At 54.5% G+C, this 22,759-nt stretch carries 33 protein-coding genes; all 33 read left to right on the top strand.

The window, feature by feature from the left end; genetic code table 11:
• Positions 1–44: 44 nt before the first annotated feature.
• A complete protein-coding gene (rpoC, locus tag ACA075_RS27335) occupies positions 45–4,244 on the top strand; it encodes a DNA-directed RNA polymerase subunit beta' (RefSeq protein ID WP_162438842.1) in 4,200 nt (1,399 codons plus the stop codon).
• Positions 4,245–4,460: 216 nt separating this feature from the next.
• Positions 4,461–4,832, top strand: a complete 372-nt coding sequence (rpsL, locus tag ACA075_RS27330) for a 30S ribosomal protein S12 (protein WP_002555494.1) — start codon at positions 4,461–4,463, stop codon at positions 4,830–4,832.
• A 118-nt stretch (positions 4,833–4,950) separates the two neighbouring features.
• Positions 4,951–5,421 carry a 30S ribosomal protein S7 gene (rpsG, locus tag ACA075_RS27325; protein ID WP_002555493.1) on the top strand — a complete coding sequence of 157 codons (471 nt, stop codon included), beginning with the start codon at positions 4,951–4,953 and terminating at the stop codon, positions 5,419–5,421.
• Between the two features lie 30 nt (positions 5,422–5,451).
• Positions 5,452–7,557 carry an elongation factor G gene (gene fusA, locus ACA075_RS27320; protein ID WP_219097507.1) on the top strand — a complete coding sequence of 702 codons (2,106 nt, stop codon included), beginning with the start codon at positions 5,452–5,454 and terminating at the stop codon, positions 7,555–7,557.
• 31 nt (positions 7,558–7,588) lie between these two features.
• Complete coding sequence (gene tuf / locus ACA075_RS27315) at positions 7,589–8,782, top strand: elongation factor Tu (RefSeq protein ID WP_007896660.1); 1,194 nt, start codon at positions 7,589–7,591, stop codon at positions 8,780–8,782.
• 156 nt (positions 8,783–8,938) lie between these two features.
• Positions 8,939–9,250 carry a 30S ribosomal protein S10 gene (gene rpsJ, locus ACA075_RS27310; protein ID WP_003186070.1) on the top strand — a complete coding sequence of 104 codons (312 nt, stop codon included), beginning with the start codon at positions 8,939–8,941 and terminating at the stop codon, positions 9,248–9,250.
• A gap of 80 nt (positions 9,251–9,330) precedes the next feature.
• Entirely contained in the window at positions 9,331–9,966 is a 636-nt protein-coding gene (rplC, locus tag ACA075_RS27305; protein WP_003186059.1) for a 50S ribosomal protein L3, read from the top strand.
• A gap of 12 nt (positions 9,967–9,978) precedes the next feature.
• A complete protein-coding gene (gene rplD, locus ACA075_RS27300) occupies positions 9,979–10,581 on the top strand; it encodes a 50S ribosomal protein L4 (protein ID WP_007896707.1) in 603 nt (200 codons plus the stop codon).
• Complete coding sequence (rplW, locus tag ACA075_RS27295; RefSeq protein WP_002555488.1) at positions 10,578–10,877, top strand: 50S ribosomal protein L23; 300 nt, start codon at positions 10,578–10,580, stop codon at positions 10,875–10,877. Before rplD ends, rplW begins: the two co-directional genes overlap by 4 nt.
• 14 nt (positions 10,878–10,891) lie before the next feature.
• Positions 10,892–11,716 carry a 50S ribosomal protein L2 gene (gene rplB / locus ACA075_RS27290; protein WP_003176423.1) on the top strand — a complete coding sequence of 275 codons (825 nt, stop codon included), beginning with the start codon at positions 10,892–10,894 and terminating at the stop codon, positions 11,714–11,716.
• 16 nt (positions 11,717–11,732) lie between these two features.
• Entirely contained in the window at positions 11,733–12,008 is a 276-nt protein-coding gene (gene rpsS, locus ACA075_RS27285) for a 30S ribosomal protein S19 (protein WP_002555486.1), read from the top strand.
• A 13-nt stretch (positions 12,009–12,021) separates the two neighbouring features.
• The gene (gene rplV / locus ACA075_RS27280) at positions 12,022–12,354 is read left to right on the top strand and encodes a 50S ribosomal protein L22 (RefSeq protein ID WP_003103908.1); all 333 of its coding nucleotides are present in this window, start codon (positions 12,022–12,024) and stop codon (positions 12,352–12,354) included.
• A gap of 13 nt (positions 12,355–12,367) precedes the next feature.
• A complete protein-coding gene (gene rpsC / locus ACA075_RS27275) occupies positions 12,368–13,054 on the top strand; it encodes a 30S ribosomal protein S3 (RefSeq protein ID WP_003176422.1) in 687 nt (228 codons plus the stop codon).
• Between the two features lie 12 nt (positions 13,055–13,066).
• The gene (gene rplP, locus ACA075_RS27270) at positions 13,067–13,480 is read left to right on the top strand and encodes a 50S ribosomal protein L16 (protein WP_007896757.1); all 414 of its coding nucleotides are present in this window, start codon (positions 13,067–13,069) and stop codon (positions 13,478–13,480) included.
• Positions 13,480–13,671 carry a 50S ribosomal protein L29 gene (gene rpmC / locus ACA075_RS27265; RefSeq protein WP_008030901.1) on the top strand — a complete coding sequence of 64 codons (192 nt, stop codon included), beginning with the start codon at positions 13,480–13,482 and terminating at the stop codon, positions 13,669–13,671. Before rplP ends, rpmC begins: the two co-directional genes overlap by 1 nt.
• A gap of 2 nt (positions 13,672–13,673) precedes the next feature.
• Complete coding sequence (rpsQ, locus tag ACA075_RS27260) at positions 13,674–13,940, top strand: 30S ribosomal protein S17 (RefSeq protein WP_003176419.1); 267 nt, start codon at positions 13,674–13,676, stop codon at positions 13,938–13,940.
• A gap of 23 nt (positions 13,941–13,963) precedes the next feature.
• Positions 13,964–14,332, top strand: a complete 369-nt coding sequence (gene rplN, locus ACA075_RS27255; protein ID WP_002555479.1) for a 50S ribosomal protein L14 — start codon at positions 13,964–13,966, stop codon at positions 14,330–14,332.
• Between the two features lie 11 nt (positions 14,333–14,343).
• The gene (rplX, locus tag ACA075_RS27250) at positions 14,344–14,658 is read left to right on the top strand and encodes a 50S ribosomal protein L24 (protein ID WP_003176416.1); all 315 of its coding nucleotides are present in this window, start codon (positions 14,344–14,346) and stop codon (positions 14,656–14,658) included.
• 20 nt (positions 14,659–14,678) lie between these two features.
• Positions 14,679–15,218 (top strand): 50S ribosomal protein L5, encoded by a 540-nt coding sequence (gene rplE, locus ACA075_RS27245; RefSeq protein ID WP_003176415.1) that lies wholly within the window; start codon positions 14,679–14,681, stop codon positions 15,216–15,218.
• Positions 15,219–15,231: 13 nt separating this feature from the next.
• On the top strand, positions 15,232–15,537 hold the full coding sequence (gene rpsN, locus ACA075_RS27240) for a 30S ribosomal protein S14 (protein ID WP_003176414.1): 306 nt from the start codon (positions 15,232–15,234) through the stop codon (positions 15,535–15,537).
• A 209-nt stretch (positions 15,538–15,746) separates the two neighbouring features.
• Complete coding sequence (gene rpsH / locus ACA075_RS27235; RefSeq protein WP_003186040.1) at positions 15,747–16,139, top strand: 30S ribosomal protein S8; 393 nt, start codon at positions 15,747–15,749, stop codon at positions 16,137–16,139.
• 12 nt (positions 16,140–16,151) lie between these two features.
• The gene (rplF, locus tag ACA075_RS27230; RefSeq protein ID WP_003176412.1) at positions 16,152–16,685 is read left to right on the top strand and encodes a 50S ribosomal protein L6; all 534 of its coding nucleotides are present in this window, start codon (positions 16,152–16,154) and stop codon (positions 16,683–16,685) included.
• 10 nt (positions 16,686–16,695) lie between these two features.
• Entirely contained in the window at positions 16,696–17,046 is a 351-nt protein-coding gene (gene rplR / locus ACA075_RS27225; protein ID WP_003186037.1) for a 50S ribosomal protein L18, read from the top strand.
• 3 nt (positions 17,047–17,049) lie between these two features.
• Complete coding sequence (gene rpsE, locus ACA075_RS27220) at positions 17,050–17,550, top strand: 30S ribosomal protein S5 (RefSeq protein WP_007943782.1); 501 nt, start codon at positions 17,050–17,052, stop codon at positions 17,548–17,550.
• A gap of 2 nt (positions 17,551–17,552) precedes the next feature.
• Positions 17,553–17,729 carry a 50S ribosomal protein L30 gene (gene rpmD / locus ACA075_RS27215; RefSeq protein ID WP_003186033.1) on the top strand — a complete coding sequence of 59 codons (177 nt, stop codon included), beginning with the start codon at positions 17,553–17,555 and terminating at the stop codon, positions 17,727–17,729.
• A 3-nt stretch (positions 17,730–17,732) separates the two neighbouring features.
• Entirely contained in the window at positions 17,733–18,170 is a 438-nt protein-coding gene (rplO, locus tag ACA075_RS27210) for a 50S ribosomal protein L15 (protein ID WP_010467269.1), read from the top strand.
• On the top strand, positions 18,171–19,499 hold the full coding sequence (gene secY / locus ACA075_RS27205; RefSeq protein WP_077574735.1) for a preprotein translocase subunit SecY: 1,329 nt from the start codon (positions 18,171–18,173) through the stop codon (positions 19,497–19,499).
• Between the two features lie 27 nt (positions 19,500–19,526).
• Positions 19,527–19,643 (top strand): 50S ribosomal protein L36, encoded by a 117-nt coding sequence (gene rpmJ, locus ACA075_RS27200; protein ID WP_002555468.1) that lies wholly within the window; start codon positions 19,527–19,529, stop codon positions 19,641–19,643.
• A 130-nt stretch (positions 19,644–19,773) separates the two neighbouring features.
• Positions 19,774–20,130 (top strand): 30S ribosomal protein S13, encoded by a 357-nt coding sequence (rpsM, locus tag ACA075_RS27195; RefSeq protein ID WP_003186020.1) that lies wholly within the window; start codon positions 19,774–19,776, stop codon positions 20,128–20,130.
• A gap of 30 nt (positions 20,131–20,160) precedes the next feature.
• The gene (rpsK, locus tag ACA075_RS27190; RefSeq protein WP_002555466.1) at positions 20,161–20,550 is read left to right on the top strand and encodes a 30S ribosomal protein S11; all 390 of its coding nucleotides are present in this window, start codon (positions 20,161–20,163) and stop codon (positions 20,548–20,550) included.
• A gap of 18 nt (positions 20,551–20,568) precedes the next feature.
• Positions 20,569–21,189 carry a 30S ribosomal protein S4 gene (gene rpsD / locus ACA075_RS27185; RefSeq protein WP_003210056.1) on the top strand — a complete coding sequence of 207 codons (621 nt, stop codon included), beginning with the start codon at positions 20,569–20,571 and terminating at the stop codon, positions 21,187–21,189.
• Positions 21,190–21,211: 22 nt separating this feature from the next.
• A complete protein-coding gene (locus ACA075_RS27180) occupies positions 21,212–22,213 on the top strand; it encodes a DNA-directed RNA polymerase subunit alpha (RefSeq protein ID WP_003186012.1) in 1,002 nt (333 codons plus the stop codon).
• Between the two features lie 42 nt (positions 22,214–22,255).
• Positions 22,256–22,642: a 50S ribosomal protein L17 gene (gene rplQ, locus ACA075_RS27175; RefSeq protein ID WP_008145500.1), complete on the top strand. Its 387-nt coding sequence runs from the start codon at positions 22,256–22,258 to the stop codon at positions 22,640–22,642.
• Positions 22,643–22,759: the final 117 nt, after the last annotated feature.

The raw sequence follows: 22,759 nt of genomic DNA, 5'->3' as shown, positions 1-22,759 counted from the left end.
CGGGGCAGGATTGCCCGCTCTCTGCTCCGCCAGGAGGAAAGGCCTTGAAAGACCTACTGAATTTGCTGAAAAACCAGGGTCAAGTCGAAGAGTTCGACGCCATCCGTATTGGATTGGCATCGCCTGAGATGATCCGATCGTGGTCGTTCGGTGAAGTTAAAAAGCCGGAAACCATCAACTACCGTACGTTCAAACCTGAGCGTGACGGCCTGTTCTGCGCCAAGATCTTTGGCCCGGTAAAGGATTACGAGTGCCTGTGCGGTAAGTACAAGCGCTTGAAGCACCGTGGTGTGATCTGCGAGAAGTGCGGCGTTGAAGTCGCGCTGGCCAAAGTTCGTCGTGAGCGCATGGCGCACATCGAACTGGCTTCCCCGGTTGCCCACATCTGGTTCCTGAAGTCGCTGCCGTCCCGTATCGGCTTGCTGATGGACATGACCCTGCGAGATATCGAACGCGTTCTCTACTTCGAGAGCTATGTCGTTATCGATCCAGGCATGACCACCCTTGAAAAAGGTCAGCTGCTGAACGATGAGCAGTACTTCGAAGCGCTGGAAGAGTTCGGCGACGATTTCGATGCCCGCATGGGTGCCGAAGCTGTCCGTGAACTGTTGCACGCTATCGATCTGGAACACGAGATTGGCCGTCTGCGTGAAGAAATTCCGCAAACCAACTCCGAAACCAAAATCAAGAAGCTGTCCAAGCGTCTGAAGTTGATGGAAGCCTTCCAGGGTTCCGGCAACCTTCCAGAATGGATGGTGCTGACCGTTCTGCCGGTTCTGCCGCCAGATCTGCGTCCACTGGTCCCGCTGGATGGCGGTCGCTTCGCGACTTCCGACCTCAACGATCTGTATCGTCGAGTGATCAACCGTAACAACCGCTTGAAGCGCCTGCTTGATCTGTCCGCTCCGGACATCATCGTGCGCAACGAAAAGCGTATGTTGCAGGAAGCTGTCGATGCGCTGCTCGACAACGGTCGTCGTGGCCGCGCTATCACTGGTTCGAACAAGCGTCCTCTGAAATCCTTGGCTGACATGATCAAGGGTAAGCAAGGTCGTTTCCGTCAGAACTTGCTCGGTAAGCGTGTTGACTACTCCGGTCGTTCGGTAATTACCGTAGGTCCGACCCTGCGTCTGCACCAGTGCGGTCTGCCGAAGAAAATGGCTCTCGAGCTGTTCAAGCCGTTCATTTTCGGCAAGCTGGAAATGCGTGGTCTCGCTACCACCATTAAAGCTGCCAAGAAAATGGTTGAGCGCGAGCTGCCAGAGGTTTGGGACGTTCTCGCTGAAGTGATCCGTGAACACCCGGTTCTCCTCAACCGTGCACCGACCCTTCACCGTCTGGGTATCCAGGCGTTTGAACCGGTACTGATCGAAGGTAAGGCTATCCAGCTGCACCCTCTGGTCTGTGCTGCGTACAACGCCGACTTCGACGGCGACCAAATGGCCGTGCACGTACCGCTGACACTGGAAGCCCAGTTGGAAGCGCGTGCGTTGATGATGTCGACCAACAACATTCTGTCGCCAGCCAACGGTGAGCCAATCATCGTTCCGTCGCAGGACGTTGTATTGGGTCTGTACTACATGACTCGTGAAGCGATCAACGCCAAGGGCGAAGGTCGTGTGTTCGCGGATCTGCAAGAAGTTGACCGTGTGTTCCGTGCCGGCGAAGCCGCACTGCACGCTAAAGTCAAAGTGCGGATCCACGAAACTGTTAACGACCGTGATGGCGGCAGCGTCAAGAACACCCGTATCGTCGACACTACTGTTGGCCGTGCGCTGTTGTTCCAGGTTGTTCCACCTGGCCTGTCGTACGACGTCGTCAACCAGCCGATGAAGAAAAAGGCGATCTCCAAGCTGATCAACCAGTGCTACCGCGTGGTTGGTTTGAAAGAGACCGTGATCTTCGCTGACCAGTTGATGTACACCGGTTTTGCCTATTCGACCATTTCCGGCGTTTCCATCGGTGTTAACGATTTCGTTATCCCGGATGAAAAAGCCCGCATCATCAATGCTGCTACTGATGAAGTGAAAGAGATCGAAAGTCAGTACGCATCCGGCCTGGTAACCCAGGGCGAGAAGTACAACAAAGTGATCGACCTTTGGTCCAAGGCGAACGACGAAGTTTCCAAGGCAATGATGGCCAACCTCTCGAAAGAGAAAGTCATCGACCGCCATGGCGTCGAAGTCGACCAAGAGTCCTTCAACTCGATGTACATGATGGCCGACTCGGGCGCACGGGGTTCTGCTGCGCAGATCCGTCAGCTCGCCGGTATGCGTGGCCTGATGGCCAAGCCGGATGGTTCCATCATCGAAACGCCGATTACTGCGAACTTCCGTGAAGGTTTGAGCGTACTTCAGTACTTCATCTCCACTCACGGTGCTCGTAAAGGTTTGGCGGATACCGCGTTGAAAACTGCGAACTCCGGTTACCTGACTCGTCGTCTGGTAGACGTGGCGCAGGATCTGGTTGTGACCGAGATCGATTGCGGCACCGAACATGGCCTGGTAATGACTCCGCACATTGAAGGCGGTGACGTTGTTGAGCCGCTGGGTGAGCGCGTATTGGGTCGTGTCATCGCTCGTGACGTGTTCAAGCCAGGTACCGAAGAAATCATCGTTCCTGCCGGTACTCTGGTAGACGAGAAGTGGGTCGAATTCATCGAGCTGAACAGCATCGACGAAGTGATCGTGCGTTCGCCGATCAGCTGCGAAACCCGCTACGGCATTTGCGCCAAGTGCTACGGCCGTGACTTGGCTCGTGGTCACCAGGTGAACATCGGTGAAGCGGTCGGCGTTATCGCTGCCCAGTCCATTGGTGAGCCGGGTACCCAGCTGACCATGCGTACGTTCCACATCGGTGGTGCGGCAAGCCGGACCTCCGCAGCTGACAGCGTTCAGGTGAAGAATGGCGGTACTGTCCGTCTGCACAACCTGAAACACGTTGAGCGAGTGGATGGCTGCCTGGTTGCTGTGTCCCGTTCCGGTGAGCTGGCGATCGCTGATGACTTCGGTCGTGAGCGCGAGCGTTACAAGCTGCCGTACGGTGCTGTGATTTCGGTTAAAGAAGGTGACAAGGTCGACGCTGGCGCAATCGTGGCCAAGTGGGATCCGCACACTCACCCAATCGTTACCGAAATGAAAGGTACCGTGACCTACGTGGGCATGGAAGAAGGCATCACGATCAAGCGTCAGACTGACGAATTGACCGGTATGACCAACATTGAAGTACTCGACGCCAAAGACCGTCCAGCTGCCGGTAAAGATATCCGTCCTGCTGTGAAGATGGTTGATGACAATGGCAAGGATCTCTTGCTGCCGGGTACCGACGTAATTGCTCAGTACTTCCTGCCTGCTAACGCCCTGGTTGGTGTAGCGGATGGTGCGAAGATTGCGATCGGTGATGTTATCGCTCGTATCCCGCAAGAGACTTCGAAGACCCGTGACATCACCGGTGGTCTGCCGCGTGTAGCCGACTTGTTCGAAGCCCGTCGTCCGAAAGAAGCCTCGATTCTGGCTGAAGTCAGCGGCACCATCGCGTTCGGTAAAGAGACCAAAGGCAAGCGCCGTCTGGTTATCACCCCGAACGACGGTACCGATCCGTACGAAGAGCTGATTCCGAAGTGGCGTCACCTGAACGTCTTCGAAGGCGAACAGGTAAACCGCGGCGAAGTTATCTCCGACGGCCCGAGCGATCCACACGACATTCTGCGTCTGCTGGGTGTGAGTGCGCTGGCCAAGTACATCGTGAACGAGATCCAGGACGTTTATCGTCTGCAAGGCGTGAAGATCAACGACAAGCACATCGAGACCATCTTGCGTCAGATGTTGCGTAAGGTTGAAATCGCTGAGTCTGGCGACTCGACTTTCATCAAGGGCGACCAGATGGAGTTGACTCACGTTCTAGTAGAGAACGAGCGTCTGGCTGGCGACGAGAAATTCGTTTCCAAGTTCACTCGCGTGCTGTTGGGTATCACCAAGGCGTCGTTGTCCACCGAATCGTTCATCTCGGCGGCTTCCTTCCAGGAAACCACTCGCGTACTGACCGAAGCGGCGGTAACCGGCAAGCGCGATTACCTGCGCGGCCTGAAAGAAAACGTAGTCGTGGGTCGTTTGATCCCGGCAGGTACCGGTCTGGCTTATCACAGCGAACGCAAGCGTCGCCGTGATGCTGACAAACCGTTGCGCGTAAGCGCCAGTGAAGTGGAAGCTGCACTGACCGAAGCGCTGAACTCGAGCGGTAACTGAGTTCTGCGATAAATGAGCGTAAGGCCCTGGCCGTTCCGTTCATCGAATCGAGACAATTTGTCGAGGTTGGATGAGCGGGGAGGTCGGGGCCTTGCCTTGACTGGGGGCAAGATCCTCTTTAGACTCTTGTACCCCTAAATTTGGCGGGAATTCGTTCCTGCCATTTTGCTTTTCTTGCAAGACAATAGCGTCGCAAGACAACAGTGGAGCTAGTAGATGGCAACTATCAACCAGCTGGTACGTCAGCCGCGTAAGCGTATCGTCGAGAAATCCGACGTGCCTGCGCTGCAGAACTGCCCGCAACGTCGTGGCGTATGCACCCGTGTGTATACCACCACGCCGAAAAAACCTAACTCGGCACTGCGTAAAGTATGCCGTGTGCGTCTGACCAACGGTTTCGAGGTTTCCTCGTACATCGGCGGTGAAGGCCACAACCTGCAAGAACACAGCGTGGTACTGATCCGCGGCGGTCGTGTAAAAGACTTGCCAGGTGTTCGTTACCACACCGTTCGCGGCTCTTTGGATACTTCCGGCGTTAAAGGTCGTAACCAGGGTCGTTCGAAGTACGGTACCAAGAAGCCGAAGTAGTAGTGGCTTTTTGTAAGAACTGATTTTCTATTTTTCTGAGTCGATAAGAGTAAGGTCGGAGGCGTCCCGAAAGGGCACCGATTCCGAGCGAACCTGAAGACCGTTTGAGGGCTTATCCATGCCAAGAAGACGCGTAGCAGCCAAGCGCGAAGTGCTTGACGATCCAAAATACGGCAGCCAGATCCTGGCCAAGTTCATGAACCACGTAATGGAAAGCGGCAAGAAAGCCGTTGCCGAGCGTATCGTTTATGGCGCGCTGGAAAAGGTTAAAGAACGCAAGAACAGCGACCCCCTGGAAATCTTCGAGAAAGCTCTCGACGCCATCGCTCCGCTGGTCGAAGTGAAGTCGCGCCGTGTAGGCGGTGCTACTTACCAGGTTCCGGTCGAAGTTCGTCCGTCCCGTCGTAACGCTCTGGCAATGCGCTGGTTGGTAGACTTCGCCCGTAAGCGCGGCGAGAAGTCTATGGCTCTGCGTTTGGCTGGCGAACTGTTGGACGCTGCCGAAGGTAAAGGTGCTGCAGTTAAGAAGCGTGAAGACGTGCACCGTATGGCTGAAGCCAACAAGGCTTTCTCGCACTACCGCTTCTAATTTTAGCGTCACTAATTTTGCGAGGGCTTTATGGCTCGTACAACACCGATTAATCGCTACCGTAACATCGGTATCGTTGCTCACGTGGATGCTGGTAAAACCACCACCACCGAGCGCGTCCTTTTTTACACTGGCAAAAGTCACAAAATGGGCGAGGTGCATGACGGCGCCGCGACCACAGACTGGATGGTGCAGGAGCAGGAGCGTGGTATTACCATTACTTCTGCTGCTATTACCGCCTTCTGGCAGGGTTCCGAGAAGCAGCACAAAGACCAATACCGCTTCAACGTCATCGACACCCCGGGCCACGTTGACTTCACTATTGAAGTTGAGCGTTCCCTGCGTGTTCTCGACGGCGCGGTCGTTGTGTTCTGCGGCACTTCGGGTGTTGAGCCTCAGTCGGAAACCGTATGGCGTCAGGCCAACAAATACGGCGTTCCACGTCTTGTTTACGTAAACAAGATGGACCGTGCTGGTGCCAACTTCCTGCGTGTGATCGGTCAGATCAAGCAGCGTCTGGGTCATACCCCGGTGCCAATCCAGTTGGCTATCGGTTCCGAAGACAACTTCCAGGGTCAGATCGATCTGATGGCTATGGAAGCTGTTTACTGGAATGACGCTGACAAAGGCATGGTTCCAGTTCGCAAGCCTATCCCTGCTGAACTGCAGGAATTGGCTGATGAGTGGCGCGGCAACATGGTTGAGGCTGCGGCCGAAGCCAGCGAAGAACTGATGAACAAGTACCTCGAAGGTGAAGAACTCACCAACGCGGAAATCAAGGCCGCTCTGCGTCAGCGTACTATCGCTGGTGAGATCGTTCTGGCTGTTTGCGGTTCTTCCTTCAAGAACAAGGGTGTTCCCCTGGTTCTCGACGCCGTTATCGATTACCTGCCTGCGCCTGTTGATATTCCTGCCATCAAGGGTACTGACCCGGATGACGAGACTATCGATCTGGAGCGTCATGCAGACGACAACGAACCGTTCTCCGCTCTGGCATTCAAAATTGCCACTGACCCATTCGTGGGTACCTTGACCTTTGTTCGAGTTTACTCGGGCGTGTTGGCCTCCGGCGACGGCGTGATCAACTCGGTTAAAGGCAAGAAAGAGCGCGTGGGTCGTATGGTGCAAATGCACGCAAACGCCCGCGAAGAAATCAAGGAAGTACGCGCTGGTGACATCGCGGCCTTGATCGGCATGAAGGACGTCACCACTGGTGAGACTTTGTGCAACGCTGACAAGCCAATCATCCTGGTTCGTATGGACTTCCCGGAGCCGGTTATTTCGGTTGCCGTTGAGCCTAAGACCAAGGATGACCAGGAAAAAATGGGTATCGCTCTGGGCAAGCTTGCTCAGGAAGACCCGTCTTTCCGCGTCAAGACTGATGAAGAGACTGGTCAAACGATCATCTCTGGCATGGGCGAGTTGCACCTGGACATCCTGGTTGACCGGATGCGCCGTGAGTTCAACGTCGAAGCCAACATCGGTAAGCCTCAGGTTTCGTATCGTGAGCGCATCACGAAGAACTGTGAAATCGAAGGCAAGTTTGTTCGTCAGTCCGGCGGTCGTGGTCAGTTCGGCCACTGCTGGATCCGTTTTGCTCCTGCTGACGAAGGTCAGGAAGGTCTGCAATTCGTGAACGAAGTGGTGGGTGGTGTTGTTCCTAAGGAATACATCCCGGCGATCCAGAAGGGTATCGAAGAGCAGATGAAGAACGGCGTCGTTGCCGGCTATCCGCTGATCGGCCTGAAGGCCACTGTGTTTGATGGTTCCTACCACGACGTCGACTCCAACGAGATGGCGTTTAAGGTGGCTGCTTCCATGGCGACCAAGCAACTGGCCCAGAAGGGCGGTGGTGAGTTGCTTGAGCCGATCATGGCTGTAGAGGTTGTTACACCTGAAGACTATATGGGTGACGTGATGGGCGACCTTAACCGTCGTCGCGGCATGATCCTGGGTATGGAAGACACGGTTTCCGGCAAAGTGATTCGTGCCGAGGTTCCGCTGGGTGAGATGTTCGGTTATGCGACCGACGTCCGTTCCATGTCCCAAGGTCGCGCAAGCTACTCTATGGAATTCAAAAAATACAATACGGCTCCGTCGCACATCGTCGAAACCGTTACCAAAAAACAAGGCTGATTCAGCCCCTTTAGGCTAGGAGTTAATTGTCGTGGCTAAAGAAAAATTTGACCGTACCCTCCCGCACGTCAACGTTGGCACCATCGGTCACGTCGACCACGGTAAAACCACGCTGACCGCTGCTCTGACTCGCGTCTGCTCCGAAGTTTTCGGTTCGGCCGTTGTTGCTTTCGACAAAATCGACAGCGCTCCGGAAGAAAAGGCTCGTGGTATCACCATCAACACCGCGCACGTTGAATACAACTCGCTGATCCGTCACTACGCTCACGTTGACTGCCCGGGTCACGCTGACTACGTGAAGAACATGATCACCGGTGCCGCTCAGATGGACGGCGCTATCCTGGTTTGTTCGGCTGCTGATGGTCCGATGCCACAAACCCGTGAGCACATCCTGCTGTCCCGTCAGGTTGGCGTTCCGTACATCGTTGTCTTCCTGAACAAGGCTGACATGGTTGACGACGCTGAGCTGCTGGAACTGGTTGAGATGGAAGTGCGCGATCTGCTGAGCACTTACGACTTCCCAGGTGACGACACTCCGATCATCATCGGTTCGGCTCTGATGGCTCTGAACGGCCAAGACGACAACGAAATGGGCACCACTGCCGTTCGTAAACTGGTTGAGACTCTGGACAGCTACATTCCAGATCCAGTTCGTGTTATCGACAAGCCGTTCCTGATGCCAATCGAAGACGTATTCTCGATCTCCGGTCGCGGTACTGTTGTAACTGGCCGTATCGAGCGCGGTATCGTCAAGGTTCAGGATCCACTGGAAATCGTTGGTCTGCGTGACACTACCGTCACCACCTGCACCGGTGTTGAAATGTTCCGTAAGCTGCTCGACGAAGGTCGTGCTGGCGAGAACTGCGGCGTTCTGCTGCGTGGTACCAAGCGTGACGACGTTGAGCGTGGCCAGGTTCTGGTTAAGCCGGGTTCGGTTAAGCCGCACACCAAGTTCGAAGCTGAAGTCTACGTTCTGAGCAAAGAAGAAGGCGGTCGTCACACTCCGTTCTTCAAAGGCTACCGTCCACAGTTCTACTTCCGTACTACTGACGTGACTGGTAACTGCGAACTGCCGGAAGGCGTTGAAATGGTAATGCCAGGCGACAACATCAAAATGGTTGTCACCCTGATCAAGACCATCGCAATGGAAGACGGTCTGCGTTTCGCTATCCGTGAAGGCGGTCGTACCGTCGGCGCTGGCGTCGTAGCCAAAATCATCGAGTAAGCTCTTTTTGAGTTAGCTTTGATGAGTTGAAAAAGCCCCCGCTTAGCGGGGGCTTTTTTATTGGGTTGACACCTATATGGGGCGTCTATAGAATTGCGCCTCCTTTTAACGGGCGTATTGCGCTCGGTGGGAATAGCAGCCGGAGTCTGAAATCCAATGCAAAATCAGCAAATCCGTATCAGGTTGAAGGCTTTTGACCATCGCCTGATCGACCAATCCACCCAGGAAATCGTGGAAACCGCGAAACGTACTGGTGCTCAAGTGCGTGGTCCAATTCCACTGCCTACCCGTAAAGAGCGGTTCACCGTTCTGGTCTCCCCGCACGTCAACAAAGACGCGCGTGACCAGTACGAGATCCGTACTCATAAGCGCGTTCTGGACATCGTCCAGCCAACGGATAAAACCGTTGATGCTCTTATGAAGCTTGATCTTGCGGCCGGTGTGGAAGTGCAGATCAGCCTCGGCTAAGACTCGGTCTTAGTCGTGTAACGCTCTGAAATGGGCGGCCATAGCGGGTGAAAGCCCCGTACACTCATGAGGTTTACAACATGACTATTGGTGTAGTCGGTCGTAAATGCGGTATGACCCGTATTTTCACCGAAGAAGGTGTCTCCATTCCGGTCACGGTCATTGAGATCGAGCCGAATCGCGTCACCCAGTTCAAAACTGAAGAGACCGATGGCTATCGTGCAGTGCAAGTCACTGTAGGCGAGCGTCGTGCTTCGCGTGTTACAGCTGCTCAAGCTGGCCACTTCGCTAAAGCGAACGTTGCCGCTGGTCGTACCGTAATGGAATTCCGCCTTGAAGAAGGCGAGTACCAGGCCGGCGATCTGATCAACGCTGAAATCTTCGCCGCTGGTCAACTGGTTGATGTAACCGGTCAGTCCAAGGGTAAAGGCTTCCAGGGTACGATCAAGCGTTGGAACTTCCGCGGGCAAGATAATACCCACGGTAACTCCGTGTCCCACCGCGTTCCAGGCTCTATCGGCCAGTGCCAGACTCCTGGTCGTGTATTCAAGGGCAAAAAAATGTCCGGTCATATGGGCGCTGAGCGCGTGACCGTGCAGTCCCTCGAAGTAGTGCGCGTGGACGCTGAACGCAATCTGTTGTTGGTCAAGGGCGCTGTTCCTGGCGCTACTGGCGGCAACTTGGTTGTACGTCCAGCAGCCAAGGCTCGCGGTTAAGGGGAAGCTGACATGCAATTAAATGTAAATGACGCTCAAGCGATCGAAGTTTCCGAACTGACATTTGGCGGCGAATTCAACGAGACGCTGGTTCACCAAGCAGTCGTGGCCTACATGGCCGGCGGCCGTCAAGGTAGCAAGCAGCAAAAGACCCGTTCCGACGTTCGTGGTGGCGGTAAGCGCCCATGGCGTCAGAAAGGTACTGGCCGTGCTCGTGCCGGTACTATCCGTAGCCCAATCTGGCGTGGCGGCGGTACCACTTTCGCAGCTCGTCCTCAGGATCACACCCAGAAGCTGAACAAGAAGATGTATCGCGCAGCAATGCGTTCCATCCTTGCTGAGCTGGTGCGTACTGATCGTCTGGTTGTGGTTCAGGACTTCGCTGTTGATGCACCGAAGACCAAAGATCTGCTGAACAAACTGACCGGCATGGGCCTGACTGACGTCTTGATCGTGTCTGAAGTAGTTGATCAGAACCTGTACCTGGCTGCTCGTAACCTGCCACACGTTGATGTACGTGACGTGCAAGGTTCCGATCCAGTTAGTCTGATCGCATACGACAAGGTGTTGATCACCGTGTCGGCCGTGAAGAAATTCGAGGAGCTGCTGGGATGAACCAGGAACGCGTATTTAAAGTTCTGCTTGGCCCGCACGTTTCCGAGAAGGCTACGGTTCTGGCTGACAAGAAAGGCCAGTTCGTTTTCAAGGTTGCAACTGATGCAACCAAGCTGGAAATCAAGAAGGCCGTCGAAAGCCTGTTCAGCGTGAAAGTAGAGCGTGTTACTACCCTGAATGTTCTGGGTAAGAGCAAGCGCACTGCTCGCGGTCTGGGCAAGCGTAATGACTGGAAGAAGGCAGTTATCTCCCTTCAACCAGGCCAAGATCTCGATTTCAGCAGCAGTGCTGAGTAAGGAAGGGGTGCATCATGGCAATCGTTAAATGCAAACCGACTTCCCCTGGCCGCCGTTTTGTGGTCAAGGTGGTCAACCAGGAGCTGCATAAAGGCGCTCCTCACGCACCGCTGCTCGAGAAAAAATCGAAGACTGGTGGTCGTAACAACAATGGTCGCATTACCACTCGTCACATCGGTGGTGGCCATAAGCAGCATTATCGTCTGGTCGATTTCCGTCGCAACGACAAAGATGGCATCTCTGCCACTGTCGAGCGTATCGAATACGATCCAAACCGTACTGCTCACATCGCTCTGCTGCTGTACGCAGATGGCGAGCGTCGCTACATCATCGCCCCTAAAGGCGTGAGTGCTGGCGACCAGCTGATCGCAGGTGCTTTGGCGCCGATCAAGCCGGGCAACGCTCTGCAACTGCGTAACATTCCAGTTGGTAGCACCGTACACGGCATCGAATTGAAGCCAGGTAAAGGCGCGCAAATCGCTCGTTCCGCTGGTGCTTCGGCTCAGCTGATCGCTCGTGAAGGTGTCTACGTGACCCTGCGTCTGCGTTCTGGTGAGATGCGTAAAGTGCTGGCTGAATGCCGCGCGACCCTGGGTGAAGTCTCGAACTCCGAGCACAGCCTGCGTTCGCTGGGTAAAGCTGGTGCCAAACGCTGGCGTGGCGTTCGCCCAACCGTTCGTGGTGTTGCCATGAACCCGGTTGACCACCCGCATGGTGGTGGTGAAGGTCGTACCTCTGGTGGTCGTCATCCGGTATCGCCATGGGGCTTCCCGACTAAGGGCGCGAAGACTCGTGGTAATAAGCGTACCGACAAAATGATCGTCCGTCGTCGCAAGTAAATAGAGGGATACGACAGTGCCACGTTCTCTGAAAAAAGGTCCTTTTATTGATCTTCACCTACTGAAGAAGATCGAAGTGGCGGCGGAAAAGAACGATCGCAAACCAGTTAAAACCTGGTCGCGTCGTTCGATGATCCTGCCACAAATGGTCGGTCTGACCATCGCAGTTCATAACGGTCGTCAACATGTTCCAGTTCTCGTGAACGAAGACATGGTCGGCCACAAACTAGGCGAGTTTGCCGGTACCCGCACATATCGTGGGCACGTGGCAGACAAGAAAGCCAAGCGTTAAGGGGTAAGGAACGATGGAAGTAGCCGCTAAGTTGTCGGGCGCTCGAATCTCCGCCCAGAAAGCCCGCTTGGTCGCCGACCAGATCCGCGGGAAGAAGGTGGGCGAAGCGCTCAACCTGTTGGCTTTCAGCAGTAAGAAAGCCGCCGAGATCATGAAGAAAGTGCTGGAGTCGGCCGTAGCCAACGCCGAGCATAACGAAGGCGCAGACGTTGATGACCTCAAAGTCAGCACCGTTTTCGTCAACGAAGGGCGTTCGCTGAAGCGAATCATGCCACGTGCCAAAGGCCGTGCTGATCGCATCGTCAAGCGGTCTTGCCATATCACTGTCAAGGTTGCTGACAAGTAACGGAGTCGAAGAGATGGGTCAGAAAGTACATCCCATTGGCATTCGCCTGGGAATCGTCAAGGAACACACCTCCGTCTGGTACGCAGACGGTCGGACTTATGCGGACTATTTGTTCGCTGATCTGAAGGTGCGTGAGTATCTCCAAGACAAACTAAAAAGCGCGTCCGTAAGCCGTATCGATATCCATCGTCCGGCTCAAACTGCACGTATCACCATCCACACCGCTCGTCCAGGTATCGTTATCGGGAAGAAAGGTGAAGATGTTGAGAAACTGCGTCAGGACCTGACCAAACAAATGGGTGTGCCTGTGCACATCAATATCGAAGAAATCCGCAAGCCGGAACTCGACGGTATGTTGGTTGCGCAGAGCGTAGCTCAGCAGCTGGAGCGTCGCGTAATGTTCCGTCGCGCTATGAAGCGCGCTGTACAGAACGCCATGCGCATTGGTGCCAAAGGCATCAAAATCCAAGTGAGCGGTCGTCTCGGCGGTGCTGAAATCGCACGTACTGAATGGTATCGCGAAGGTCGTGTGCCACTGCACACCCTGCGTGCCGACATCGACTATGCCAACTACGAAGCTCACACCACTTACGGTGTGATCGGTGTAAAGGTTTGGATCTTCAAAGGCGAAGTAATTGGTGGTCGCCAAGAAGAACTGAAACCACAAGCACCAGCGCCTCGTAAAAAAGCTGCTAAGTAAGGGGTACGCCAAATGTTGCAACCAAAGCGTACGAAGTTCCGCAAGCAGATGACAGGCCACAACCGTGGTCTGGCTCAGCGCGGTAGCAAAGTCAGCTTCGGCGAGTTCGCGCTGAAGTCTGTAGCTCGTGGTCGTCTCACCGCTCGTCAGATCGAGTCAGCGCGTCGTGCTCTGACCCGTCACGTTAAACGTGGCGGCAAGATCTGGATCCGTGTATTCCCGGACAAGCCTATCTCCAAAAAGCCACTCGAAGTTCGGATGGGTAAAGGTAAGGGTAGTGTGGAGTACTGGGTAGCCCAGATTCAGCCAGGCAAAGTCCTGTATGAAATCGAGGGCGTTTCTGAAGAGCTGGCGCGTGAGGCTTTTGCCCTGGCTGCTGCAAAGCTGCCGCTCGCCACCGCTTTTGTTAAACGGACGGTGATGTGATGAAAGCGAATGAACTTCGTGAAAAAGACGCGCCGCAGCTTAACGAGCAACTGCTCGGCCTGCTGCGCGACCAGTTCAATCTGCGCATGCAGAAAGCAACTGGCCAGTTGGGGCAGTCTCACCTGCTCCGGCAAGTTAAGCGTGACATCGCTCGCGTGAAGACTGTGCTCAAACAGCAGGCAGGTAAGTAATCATGGCTGAAGCCGAAAAAACCGTCCGTACGCTGACTGGCCGTGTTGTCAGCGACAAAATGGACAAGACCATCACCGTTTTGATCGAGCGTCGCGTTAAGCACCCGATCTACGGTAAATACGTTAAGCGTTCGACTAAGCTGCACGCGCACGACGAAACCAATCAGTGCCACATCGGCGACAAAGTCACTATTCGTGAAACTCGTCCTTTGGCCAAGACTAAGTCTTGGGCGCTGGTTGATGTTCTCGAACGCGCTGTGGAAGTCTAAGGACTAGGGGTCGGAGAAATTATATGATTCAGACTCAATCCATGCTCGATGTGGCCGATAACTCTGGCGCTCGCCGTGTTATGTGCATCAAGGTGCTGGGTGGCTCCCATCGTCGTTACGCTGGTATCGGTGACATCATCAAAGTTACCGTCAAGGAAGCAATTCCTCGCGGTAAAGTGAAAAAAGGCCAAGTGATGACTGCTGTTGTAGTCCGCACTCGTCACGGTGTACGCCGTGCTGATGGCTCCATTATCCGCTTTGATGGCAACGCTGCTGTTCTTCTGAACAACAAGCAAGAGCCGATCGGCACCCGTATCTTTGGGCCAGTGACCCGTGAACTTCGTACTGAGAAGTTCATGAAGATCGTCTCGCTCGCCCCAGAAGTGCTGTAAGGAGATCCGACATGCAAAAGATTCGTCGTGACGACGAGATCATCGTGATCGCCGGCAAAGACAAAGGTAAGCGCGGTAAGGTGCTTAAGGTTCTCGCTAATAACCGTTTGGTTATTGGTGGTCTGAACCTGGTTAAGCGTCATACCAAGCCTAACCCGATGTCGGGCGTACAAGGCGGTATCGTCGAAAAAGAAGCTCCACTGGACGCTTCTAACGTCGCCATTTTCAACGGCGAAACCAACAAGGCTGACCGCGTTGGTTTCAAAGTAGAAGACGGCAAGAAAATTCGTGTCTTCAAGTCGACCCAAAAAGCGGTTGATGCTTGAACACTGCTAGGTAGAAGACCATGGCACGACTAAAAGAGATTTACTGGAAGGAAATCGCACCGAAGCTTAAGGAAGAACTTAAGCTTTCGAACGTGATGGAAGTTCCACGCGTTACCAAAATCACCCTGAACATGGGTCTGGGCGAAGCTGTCGGTGACAAAAAAGTCATCGAGCACGCTGTTGCCGACCTGGAAAAGATCACCGGTCAGAAAGTCGTTGTGACTTACGCTCGGAAATCCATTGCTGGCTTTAAAGTCCGTGAAGGTTGGCCGATCGGCGTCAAAGTGACTCTGCGCCGTGAGCGTATGTACGAATTCCTGGATCGTCTGCTGTCGATCTCCCTGCCTCGGGTCCGCGACTTCCGCGGCCTGAATGCCAAGTCCTTCGATGGTCGTGGTAACTACAGCATGGGCGTAAAAGAGCAGATCATCTTCCCGGAAATCGACTACGACAAGATCGATGCTCTCCGCGGTCTGGACATTACCCTGACCACCACTGCCAAGAACGATGATGAAGGTCGCGCTCTGCTGCGCGCTTTCAAATTCCCGTTCCGCAACTGATTGGAGTAGGAAAATGGCCAAGATGAGCATGAAAAACCGCGAGCTGAAGCGTCAGCTCACGGTTGCCAAGTACGCCAAAAAGCGTGCAGCACTGAAAGCTATCATCGTTGATCTGAACGCAAGTCCAGAAGCACGTTGGGAAGCTACAGTAGCTCTGCAGAAGCAGCCACGTGACGCAAGCGCCTCGCGCATGCGTAACCGCTGCCGCCTGACCGGTCGTCCACACGGCGTTTACCGCAAGTTCGGCCTCGGCCGTAACAAACTGCGTGAAGCTGCAATGCGTGGTGACGTACCTGGTCTGGTTAAAGCCAGCTGGTAAGCACTATCAAAGTCTCGGTGGTTGGAATCGCAAGATCCTGACCGCCGGTGACCTTGAACTTGAATCAAGCCCCTATTGGGGCTTGATTCATTTGTGGGGTGTGTCTAGAATACCCGGCTCGCCTGAGCCCGTGCTTTTTTCGCATGGATGTCCTCGGCGACAAGTAGTAGCCGCAAGGCTAATTTTTTTGTATTAGGAGCGTCTAGCCCATGAGTATGCAGGACCCGTTAGCGGACATGCTAACTCGAATCCGTAATGCCCAGATGGCTGAAAAGTCCGTCGTAAGCATGCCATCTTCTACTTTGAAGGTAGCTGTTGCCAAAGTCCTGAAGGACGAAGGTTACATTGCGGGTTATCAGATCAGCAGCGAAATCAAACCACTGCTGTCCATCGAGCTGAAGTACTTCGAAGGCCGTCCGGTCATCGAGGAAGTGAAGCGCGTTAGCCGTCCAGGCCTGCGTCAGTACAAGTCCGTCGATGATCTGCCAAAAGTTCGTGGCGGTCTCGGTGTGTCTATCGTCTCCACCAACAAAGGTGTGATGACGGATCGTGCTGCGCGCGCTGCCGGTGTCGGCGGCGAAGTTCTTTGCACTGTGTTCTAAGGGGGGATAAGCATGTCACGCGTCGCTAAGAACCCCGTTAAGCTGCCAGCCGGTGTCGAAGTAAAATTCGCAGGCCAACAGCTTTCGGTGAAGGGTGCCAAGGGCACTCTCGAACTGAACATCCATTCGTCCGTTGAGATCGTTGAAGAAGCTGGTGAGCTGCGTTTCGCTGCTCGCAATGGCGATCAACAAACTCGCGCAATGGCTGGTACCACTCGTGCGTTGGTAAACAACATGGTCCAAGGCGTAAGCCAAGGCTTCGAGCGCAAGCTCCAGCTGGTCGGTGTTGGTTACAAAGCGCAAGCAAAAGGCACAGTGCTGAACCTGGCTCTTGGCTTCTCGCACCCAGTGGATTATGAACTGCCGGAAGGCATCACCGCTGAGACTCCTAGCCAGACCGATATCCTGATCAAGGGCATCGATAAGCAGCTGGTAGGTCAAGTGGCCGCCGAGATCCGCGACTTCCGTCCACCAGAGCCGTACAAAGGCAAAGGTGTGCGCTACGCGGACGAAGTCGTCCGTCGTAAAGAAGCCAAGAAGAAGTAGGGCATAGCAAATGACCGACAAAAAAGTTACTCGACTGCGTCGCGCTCGCAAAGCACGCCTGAAAATGCACGAACTAGAAGTCGTGCGTCTCTGCGTGTTCCGCTCGTCGCAGCACATCTACGCCCAGGTCATTTCGGCCGACGGCAACAAAGTCCTGGCATCTGCCTCGACTTTGGATAAAGAACTGCGTGATGGCGCCACTGGCAACATCGACGCGGCCACTAAGGTTGGCCAGCTGGTCGCTACGCGTGCTAAAGCCGCTGGCGTCTCGCAGGTGGCTTTCGACCGCTCTGGCTTCAAGTACCACGGCCGCGTCAAGGCGCTGGCTGATGCTGCTCGTGAAGCTGGGCTGGAGTTCTAAGTTATGTCAAATAACGACCAAAAGCGCGACGAAGGCTACATTGAGAAGCTGGTTCAAGTTAACCGCGTAGCCAAAACCGTTAAAGGCGGCCGTATCTTCACTTTCACCGCGTTGACCGTGGTTGGTGATGGTAAAGGGCGCGTTGGCTTCGGCCGTGGCAAGTCACGTGAAGTGCCTGCTGCGATCCAGAAGGCAATGGAAGCTGCTCGCCGCAACATGATCCAAGTTGATCTGAACGGCACCACTCTGCAGTACGCAATGAAGTCCGGTCACGGCGCTTCGAAGGTGTACATGCAGCCTGCTTCTGAAGGTACCGGTATCATCGCTGGCGGCGCTATGCGTGCTGTCCTCGAAGTTGCTGGCGTTCAGAACGTTCTGGCCAAGTGCTACGGCTCGACTAACCCGGTAAACGTGGTTCACGCCACTTTCAAAGGTTTGAAAGCTATGCAGTCTCCTGAATCCATTGCCGCCAAGCGTGGCAAAAGCGTCAAGGAGATCTTCTGATCATGGCTACCGTTAAAGTTACGCTGATCAAAAGCATGACCGGCCGCATCCCTAACCACAAACTGTGCGTTAAGGGTCTGGGTCTGCGTCGCATCGGTCACACTGTAGAAGTACTTGATACTCCCGAGAATCGCGGGATGATCAACAAGGCTTACTACATGCTGCGTGTCGAGGGTTAATCGATGAAACTCAATGATCTGAGTCCAGCGCCGGGTTCCCGTCGCGAAAAGCATCGTCCGGGCCGTGGTATCGGTAGTGGTTTGGGCAAGACCGGTGGCCGTGGCCACAAAGGTCAGTCCTCCCGCTCCGGTGGCACCATTGCTCCAGGCTTTGAAGGCGGTCAACAGCCGCTGCATCGTCGCCTGCCGAAGTTCGGTTTCGTTTCCCTGAAAGCCATGGATCGCGCAGAAGTGCGTTTGTCCGAGCTGGCTAAAGTGGAAGGCGACATCGTCACCGTGCAGTCCCTGAAAGATGCCAACGTGATCAACGTCAACGTACAGCGTGTGAAAATCATGCTGTCCGGCGAAGTGACTCGCGCTGTTACCATCGGAAAGGGAATCGGCGCCACCAAAGGTGCGCGTTCGGCTATCGAAGCAGCTGGCGGCAAGTTCGAGGAATAAATGGCTAAGCAAGGTGCTCTCTCTGCGCTCGGCAAAGGCGGTATGTCTGAACTCTGGGCTCGTCTGCGTTTTCTGTTCCTGGCGATTATCGTCTACCGAATAGGCGCACACATCCCGGTTCCAGGTATCAACCCGGACCGACTCGCGGACCTGTTTCGACAGAATGAGGGGACCATTCTTAGCTTGTTCAACATGTTTTCCGGCGGCGCGCTGGAGCGGATGAGCATCTTTGCACTGGGGATCATGCCGTACATTTCGGCATCGATCATCATGCAGCTGATGACAGCCGTCAGCCCGCAGCTGGAGCAGTTGAAGAAGGAAGGTGAAGCTGGCCGTCGCAAGATCAGCCAGTACACCCGCTACGGCACTGTCATCCTCGCTCTCGTTCAAGCTATTGGCATGTCCATTGGCTTGGCAGGGCAGGGTGTTGCGTTCACTGGTGACTTTGGCTTCCATTTCGTCGCGGTATCCACTTTTGTGGCTGGTGCGATGTTCATGATGTGGCTGGGTGAGCAGATTACTGAGCGTGGTGTTGGCAACGGTATCTCGATGTTGATTTTTTCGGGTATCGTCGCCGGTCTTCCGAGAGCGATCGGGCAGTCTTTCGAGTCTGCACGTCAGGGTGATATCAACATCTTTGCCCTGGTTGCCATCGGTTTGCTGGCAGTAGCGATTATCGGTTTCGTGGTGTTCATTGAGCGTGGTCAGCGTCGTATTGCTGTTCACTACGCCAAGCGTCAGCAGGGCCGCAAGGTTTTCGCTGCGCAGACTAGCCACTTGCCGCTGAAGGTGAACATGGCCGGTGTTATTCCGGCCATTTTCGCGAGCAGCATTTTGCTGTTCCCGGCTTCGTTGGGTGCCTGGTTCGGTCAGTCTGAAGGTATGGGCTGGTTGCAGGACATCTCGCAGTCGATCGCTCCTGGTCAGCCGTTGAATATTCTGCTGTTTAGTGCAGGGATTATTTTCTTCTGCTTCTTCTATACGGCGTTGATGTTCAATCCGAAAGACGTAGCGGAAAACCTGAAGAAGTCCGGTGCCTTTATTCCGGGCATCCGTCCAGGTGAGCAGTCTGCGCGCTACATTGATGGCGTTCTGACTCGCTTGACCATGTTCGGTGCTCTTTACATGACGGCCGTGTGTCTGTTGCCCCAGTTCCTGGTGGTTGCAGCAAACGTACCGTTCTACCTTGGCGGGACCTCGTTGCTGATCGTCGTCGTGGTTGTGATGGACTTCATGTCCCAAGTACAATCGCACCTCGTTTCGCACCAGTACGAATCCCTGATGAAGAAAGCCAACCTGAAGGGTTACGGCAGCGGCATGTTGCGCTGAGTACCCATAAGGTTCGAGGAGTTGGTGATGAAAGTTCGTGCATCGGTGAAAAAGCTGTGCCGTAACTGCAAGATTATTCGCCGCGAAGGTGTTGTTCGAGTAATTTGCAGCGCGGAACCGCGTCACAAACAGCGCCAAGGCTGAGTGTGATTGTGCTTCAAGCCCGGTAGCTAGTGCGCTACCGGGTTGATTATTTGTTATTACAGCGATATTATCTCGCGCCCTATTTCTTGGCTTCCGGGGCGTAGGTAGCTGTCAATTGGAGTCCCACTGAATGGCCCGTATTGCAGGCGTTAACATTCCAGATAACAAGCATACTGTTATCTCGCTGACCTACATCTATGGTGTTGGTCGCACTACTGCGCAGAAGATCTGTGCAGTGACTGGGGTAAACCCAGCCGCAAAGATCAAGGATCTGAGCGACGAGCAGATTGAACAGCTGCGTGGCGAAGTGGCGAAGTTCACCACTGAAGGTGACCTGCGTCGCGAAATCAACATGAAAATCAAGCGTTTGATGGACCTCGGTTGCTATCGCGGTCTGCGTCATCGTCGTGGTCTTCCAGTGCGCGGTCAGCGTACCAAGACTAACGCGCGTACCCGTAAAGGTCCGCGTAAGCCGATCCGCAAGTAATCGCCCCAGCGAATCGACAGGAAATTAATCATGGCTAAACCTGCTGCTCGTCCTCGTAAAAAAGTTAAAAAGACAGTGGTTGATGGCATTGCCCACATCCATGCATCTTTTAACAACACAATCGTGACCATCACCGACCGTCAAGGCAACGCTCTTTCCTGGGCTACCTCCGGTGGTTCGGGTTTCCGCGGTTCCCGCAAGTCCACCCCGTTTGCTGCTCAAGTAGCTGCTGAACGTGCTGGTCAAGCTGCGCTGGAATACGGTCTGAAAAACCTCGACGTTAACGTCAAAGGTCCAGGCCCAGGTCGTGAATCTGCAGTCCGCGCTTTGAACGGCTGTGGCTACAAGATCGCCAGCATCACCGACGTGACGCCAATCCCGCACAACGGGTGCCGTCCGCCGAAGAAGCGCCGCGTGTAATCCAGGAGATTGTAAAGAATGGCTCGTTACATTGGTCCAAAATGCAAACTCGCTCGTCGCGAAGGCACCGATCTCTTTCTGAAGAGCGGCGTGCGCGCGATCGAATCGAAGTGCAACATCGAAGCAGCACCTGGTATCCACGGCCAACGCCGCGGTCGCCAGTCCGATTACGGCACCCAACTGCGTGAAAAGCAGAAGGTCCGTCGTATCTACGGCGTTCTCGAGCGTCAATTCAGCGGCTACTACAAAGAAGCTGCTGGCAAGAAAGGTGCAACCGGTGAAAACCTGCTGCAACTGCTCGAATGCCGTCTGGACAACGTTGTATACCGTATGGGTTTTGGCTCTACTCGTGCCGAATCCCGTCAGCTGGTATCGCACAAATCCGTCAGCGTTAACGGTCAGACCGTAAACGTACCGTCCTACCAGGTTCGTGCTGGTGACGTGGTCGCGATTCGCGAGAAAGCAAAGAACCAACTTCGCATTGTCCAAGCTCTCGATCTGTGTGCCCAACGTGGCCGCGTAGAATGGGTAGAAGTAGACACTGAGAAGAAGTCGGGCGTTTTCAAGAACGTTCCTGCTCGCAGTGATCTGTCCGCCGACATCAACGAAAGCCTGATTGTCGAGCTCTACTCCAAGTAAGGGCTAGAAAATAGGTGCATCCATGCAGATTTCGGTAAATGAGTTCCTGACACCCCGCCATATTGATGTGCAGGTTGTCAGTCCAACCCGCGCCAAGATCACACTCGAGCCTCTCGAGCGTGGTTTCGGCCACACCCTGGGCAACGCGCTGCGACGCATCCTGTTGTCCTCAATGCCCGGCTGTGCAGTAGTCGAGGCCGAGATTGACGGTGTGCTCCATGAGTACAGCGCCATCGAAGGCGTACAGGAAGACGTAATTGAAATCCTGTTGAACCTTAAAGGTCTGGCTATCAAGCTGCACGGTCGTGACGAAGTTACGCTGACCTTGTCGAAGAAGGGTTCGGGGGTGGTTACCGCTGCCGATATTCAGCTGGATCATGATGTCGAGATCGTTAACCCCGATCACGTAATCGCTAACCTGGCGTCTAACGGCGCCCTGAACATGAAGCTCACCGTAGCTCGTGGTCGTGGTTATGAACCGGCAGACTCGCGTCAGAGCGATGAAGACGAAAGCCGCAGCATCGGTCGCTTGCAGCTTGACTCTTCGTTCAGCCCGGTTCGCCGTATCGCATACGTGGTGGAAAACGCCCGTGTCGAACAGCGTACTAACCTGGACAAGCTGGTTATTGATCTGGAAACCAACGGTACCCTGGATCCTGAAGAGGCTATCCGCCGCGCTGCAACCATTCTGCAACAGCAGTTGGCTGCGTTCGTCGACCTCAAAGGAGACAGTGAGCCAGTGGTTGTCGAGCAGGAAGACGAGATCGATCCGATCCTGCTTCGCCCGGTTGACGATCTGGAACTGACTGTACGTTCGGCTAACTGCCTTAAGGCGGAAAACATCTACTACATCGGTGACCTGATTCAGCGTACCGAAGTAGAGCTGTTGAAGACTCCGAACCTTGGCAAGAAATCCTTGACTGAAATCAAGGACGTTCTGGCCTCCCGCGGTCTGTCCCTCGGCATGCGCCTCGACAACTGGCCGCCTGCAAGTCTTAAGAAGGACGACAAGGCGACTGCCTGATCGTCGTAATCACCGAACGTTGTGTTTGGTAAGGAATGAACCATGCGTCATCGTAAAAGTGGTCGTCACCTGAGCCGCACCAGCTCGCACCGCAAGGCCATGTTTCAAAACATGGCGGTGTCGCTGTTCGAGCACGAGCTGATCAAAACTACACTGCCGAAAGCTAAAGAACTGCGTCGCGTTGCTGAGCCGCTGATCACTTTGGCCAAGACAGACAGCCTGGCTAACCGCCGTCTGGCTTTCGACCGTACTCGTTCGAAAGCTATCGTTGGTAAGCTCTTCAACGACCTGGGCAAGCGTTACGCTACCCGTGAGGGTGGCTACCTGCGCATCCTCAAGTGCGGTTTCCGCACTGGCGACAACGCGCCTATGGCGTATGTCGAGTTGGTTGATCGTCCTGCCGGTGGTGAAGCTGTATCCGCTGAGTAAGACGTCAGTCTGAAACGAAAAGCCGGGCCTAGTGCCCGGTTTTTTGTGCGCGCTCGAAAAGCATTGCCTTCAAGACAAAACCAGAATGGTAATTAGTAATTTTCTATCGATAGCCGC

The sequence above is a fragment of the Pseudomonas sp. LBUM1663 genome (genome assembly GCF_059695905.1).
This window is presented reverse-complemented; position numbering and strand designations above follow the sequence as displayed.

Bases quoted from the DNA above. Each gene is read 5' to 3' on its own strand.
- rpsQ (WP_003176419.1), top strand. From the start codon at position 13,674: ATGGCTGAAGCCGAAAAAACCGTCCGTACGCTGACTGGCCGTGTTGTC.
- rpsG (WP_002555493.1), top strand. From the start codon at position 4,951: ATGCCAAGAAGACGCGTAGCAGCCAAGCGCGAAGTGCTTGACGATCCA.
- rplO (WP_010467269.1), top strand. From the start codon at position 17,733: ATGAAACTCAATGATCTGAGTCCAGCGCCGGGTTCCCGTCGCGAAAAG.
- ACA075_RS27180 (WP_003186012.1), top strand. From the start codon at position 21,212: ATGCAGATTTCGGTAAATGAGTTCCTGACACCCCGCCATATTGATGTG.
- rplF (WP_003176412.1), top strand. From the start codon at position 16,152: ATGTCACGCGTCGCTAAGAACCCCGTTAAGCTGCCAGCCGGTGTCGAA.
- rplV (WP_003103908.1), top strand. From the start codon at position 12,022: ATGGAAGTAGCCGCTAAGTTGTCGGGCGCTCGAATCTCCGCCCAGAAA.
- rpsJ (WP_003186070.1), top strand. From the start codon at position 8,939: ATGCAAAATCAGCAAATCCGTATCAGGTTGAAGGCTTTTGACCATCGC.
- secY (WP_077574735.1), top strand. From the start codon at position 18,171: ATGGCTAAGCAAGGTGCTCTCTCTGCGCTCGGCAAAGGCGGTATGTCT.
- rplX (WP_003176416.1), top strand. From the start codon at position 14,344: ATGCAAAAGATTCGTCGTGACGACGAGATCATCGTGATCGCCGGCAAA.
- rpmC (WP_008030901.1), top strand. From the start codon at position 13,480: ATGAAAGCGAATGAACTTCGTGAAAAAGACGCGCCGCAGCTTAACGAG.
- rplP (WP_007896757.1), top strand. From the start codon at position 13,067: ATGTTGCAACCAAAGCGTACGAAGTTCCGCAAGCAGATGACAGGCCAC.
- rpmJ (WP_002555468.1), top strand. From the start codon at position 19,527: ATGAAAGTTCGTGCATCGGTGAAAAAGCTGTGCCGTAACTGCAAGATT.
- rplD (WP_007896707.1), top strand. From the start codon at position 9,979: ATGCAATTAAATGTAAATGACGCTCAAGCGATCGAAGTTTCCGAACTG.
- rplQ (WP_008145500.1), top strand. From the start codon at position 22,256: ATGCGTCATCGTAAAAGTGGTCGTCACCTGAGCCGCACCAGCTCGCAC.
- rplE (WP_003176415.1), top strand. From the start codon at position 14,679: ATGGCACGACTAAAAGAGATTTACTGGAAGGAAATCGCACCGAAGCTT.
- rpsH (WP_003186040.1), top strand. From the start codon at position 15,747: ATGAGTATGCAGGACCCGTTAGCGGACATGCTAACTCGAATCCGTAAT.
- rpsE (WP_007943782.1), top strand. From the start codon at position 17,050: ATGTCAAATAACGACCAAAAGCGCGACGAAGGCTACATTGAGAAGCTG.
- rpsN (WP_003176414.1), top strand. From the start codon at position 15,232: ATGGCCAAGATGAGCATGAAAAACCGCGAGCTGAAGCGTCAGCTCACG.
- fusA (WP_219097507.1), top strand. From the start codon at position 5,452: ATGGCTCGTACAACACCGATTAATCGCTACCGTAACATCGGTATCGTT.
- rpsL (WP_002555494.1), top strand. From the start codon at position 4,461: ATGGCAACTATCAACCAGCTGGTACGTCAGCCGCGTAAGCGTATCGTC.
- rpsM (WP_003186020.1), top strand. From the start codon at position 19,774: ATGGCCCGTATTGCAGGCGTTAACATTCCAGATAACAAGCATACTGTT.
- rplN (WP_002555479.1), top strand. From the start codon at position 13,964: ATGATTCAGACTCAATCCATGCTCGATGTGGCCGATAACTCTGGCGCT.
- rpsC (WP_003176422.1), top strand. From the start codon at position 12,368: ATGGGTCAGAAAGTACATCCCATTGGCATTCGCCTGGGAATCGTCAAG.
- rpsK (WP_002555466.1), top strand. From the start codon at position 20,161: ATGGCTAAACCTGCTGCTCGTCCTCGTAAAAAAGTTAAAAAGACAGTG.
- rplB (WP_003176423.1), top strand. From the start codon at position 10,892: ATGGCAATCGTTAAATGCAAACCGACTTCCCCTGGCCGCCGTTTTGTG.
- rpsD (WP_003210056.1), top strand. From the start codon at position 20,569: ATGGCTCGTTACATTGGTCCAAAATGCAAACTCGCTCGTCGCGAAGGC.
- rplR (WP_003186037.1), top strand. From the start codon at position 16,696: ATGACCGACAAAAAAGTTACTCGACTGCGTCGCGCTCGCAAAGCACGC.
- rpmD (WP_003186033.1), top strand. From the start codon at position 17,553: ATGGCTACCGTTAAAGTTACGCTGATCAAAAGCATGACCGGCCGCATC.
- rplC (WP_003186059.1), top strand. From the start codon at position 9,331: ATGACTATTGGTGTAGTCGGTCGTAAATGCGGTATGACCCGTATTTTC.
- rplW (WP_002555488.1), top strand. From the start codon at position 10,578: ATGAACCAGGAACGCGTATTTAAAGTTCTGCTTGGCCCGCACGTTTCC.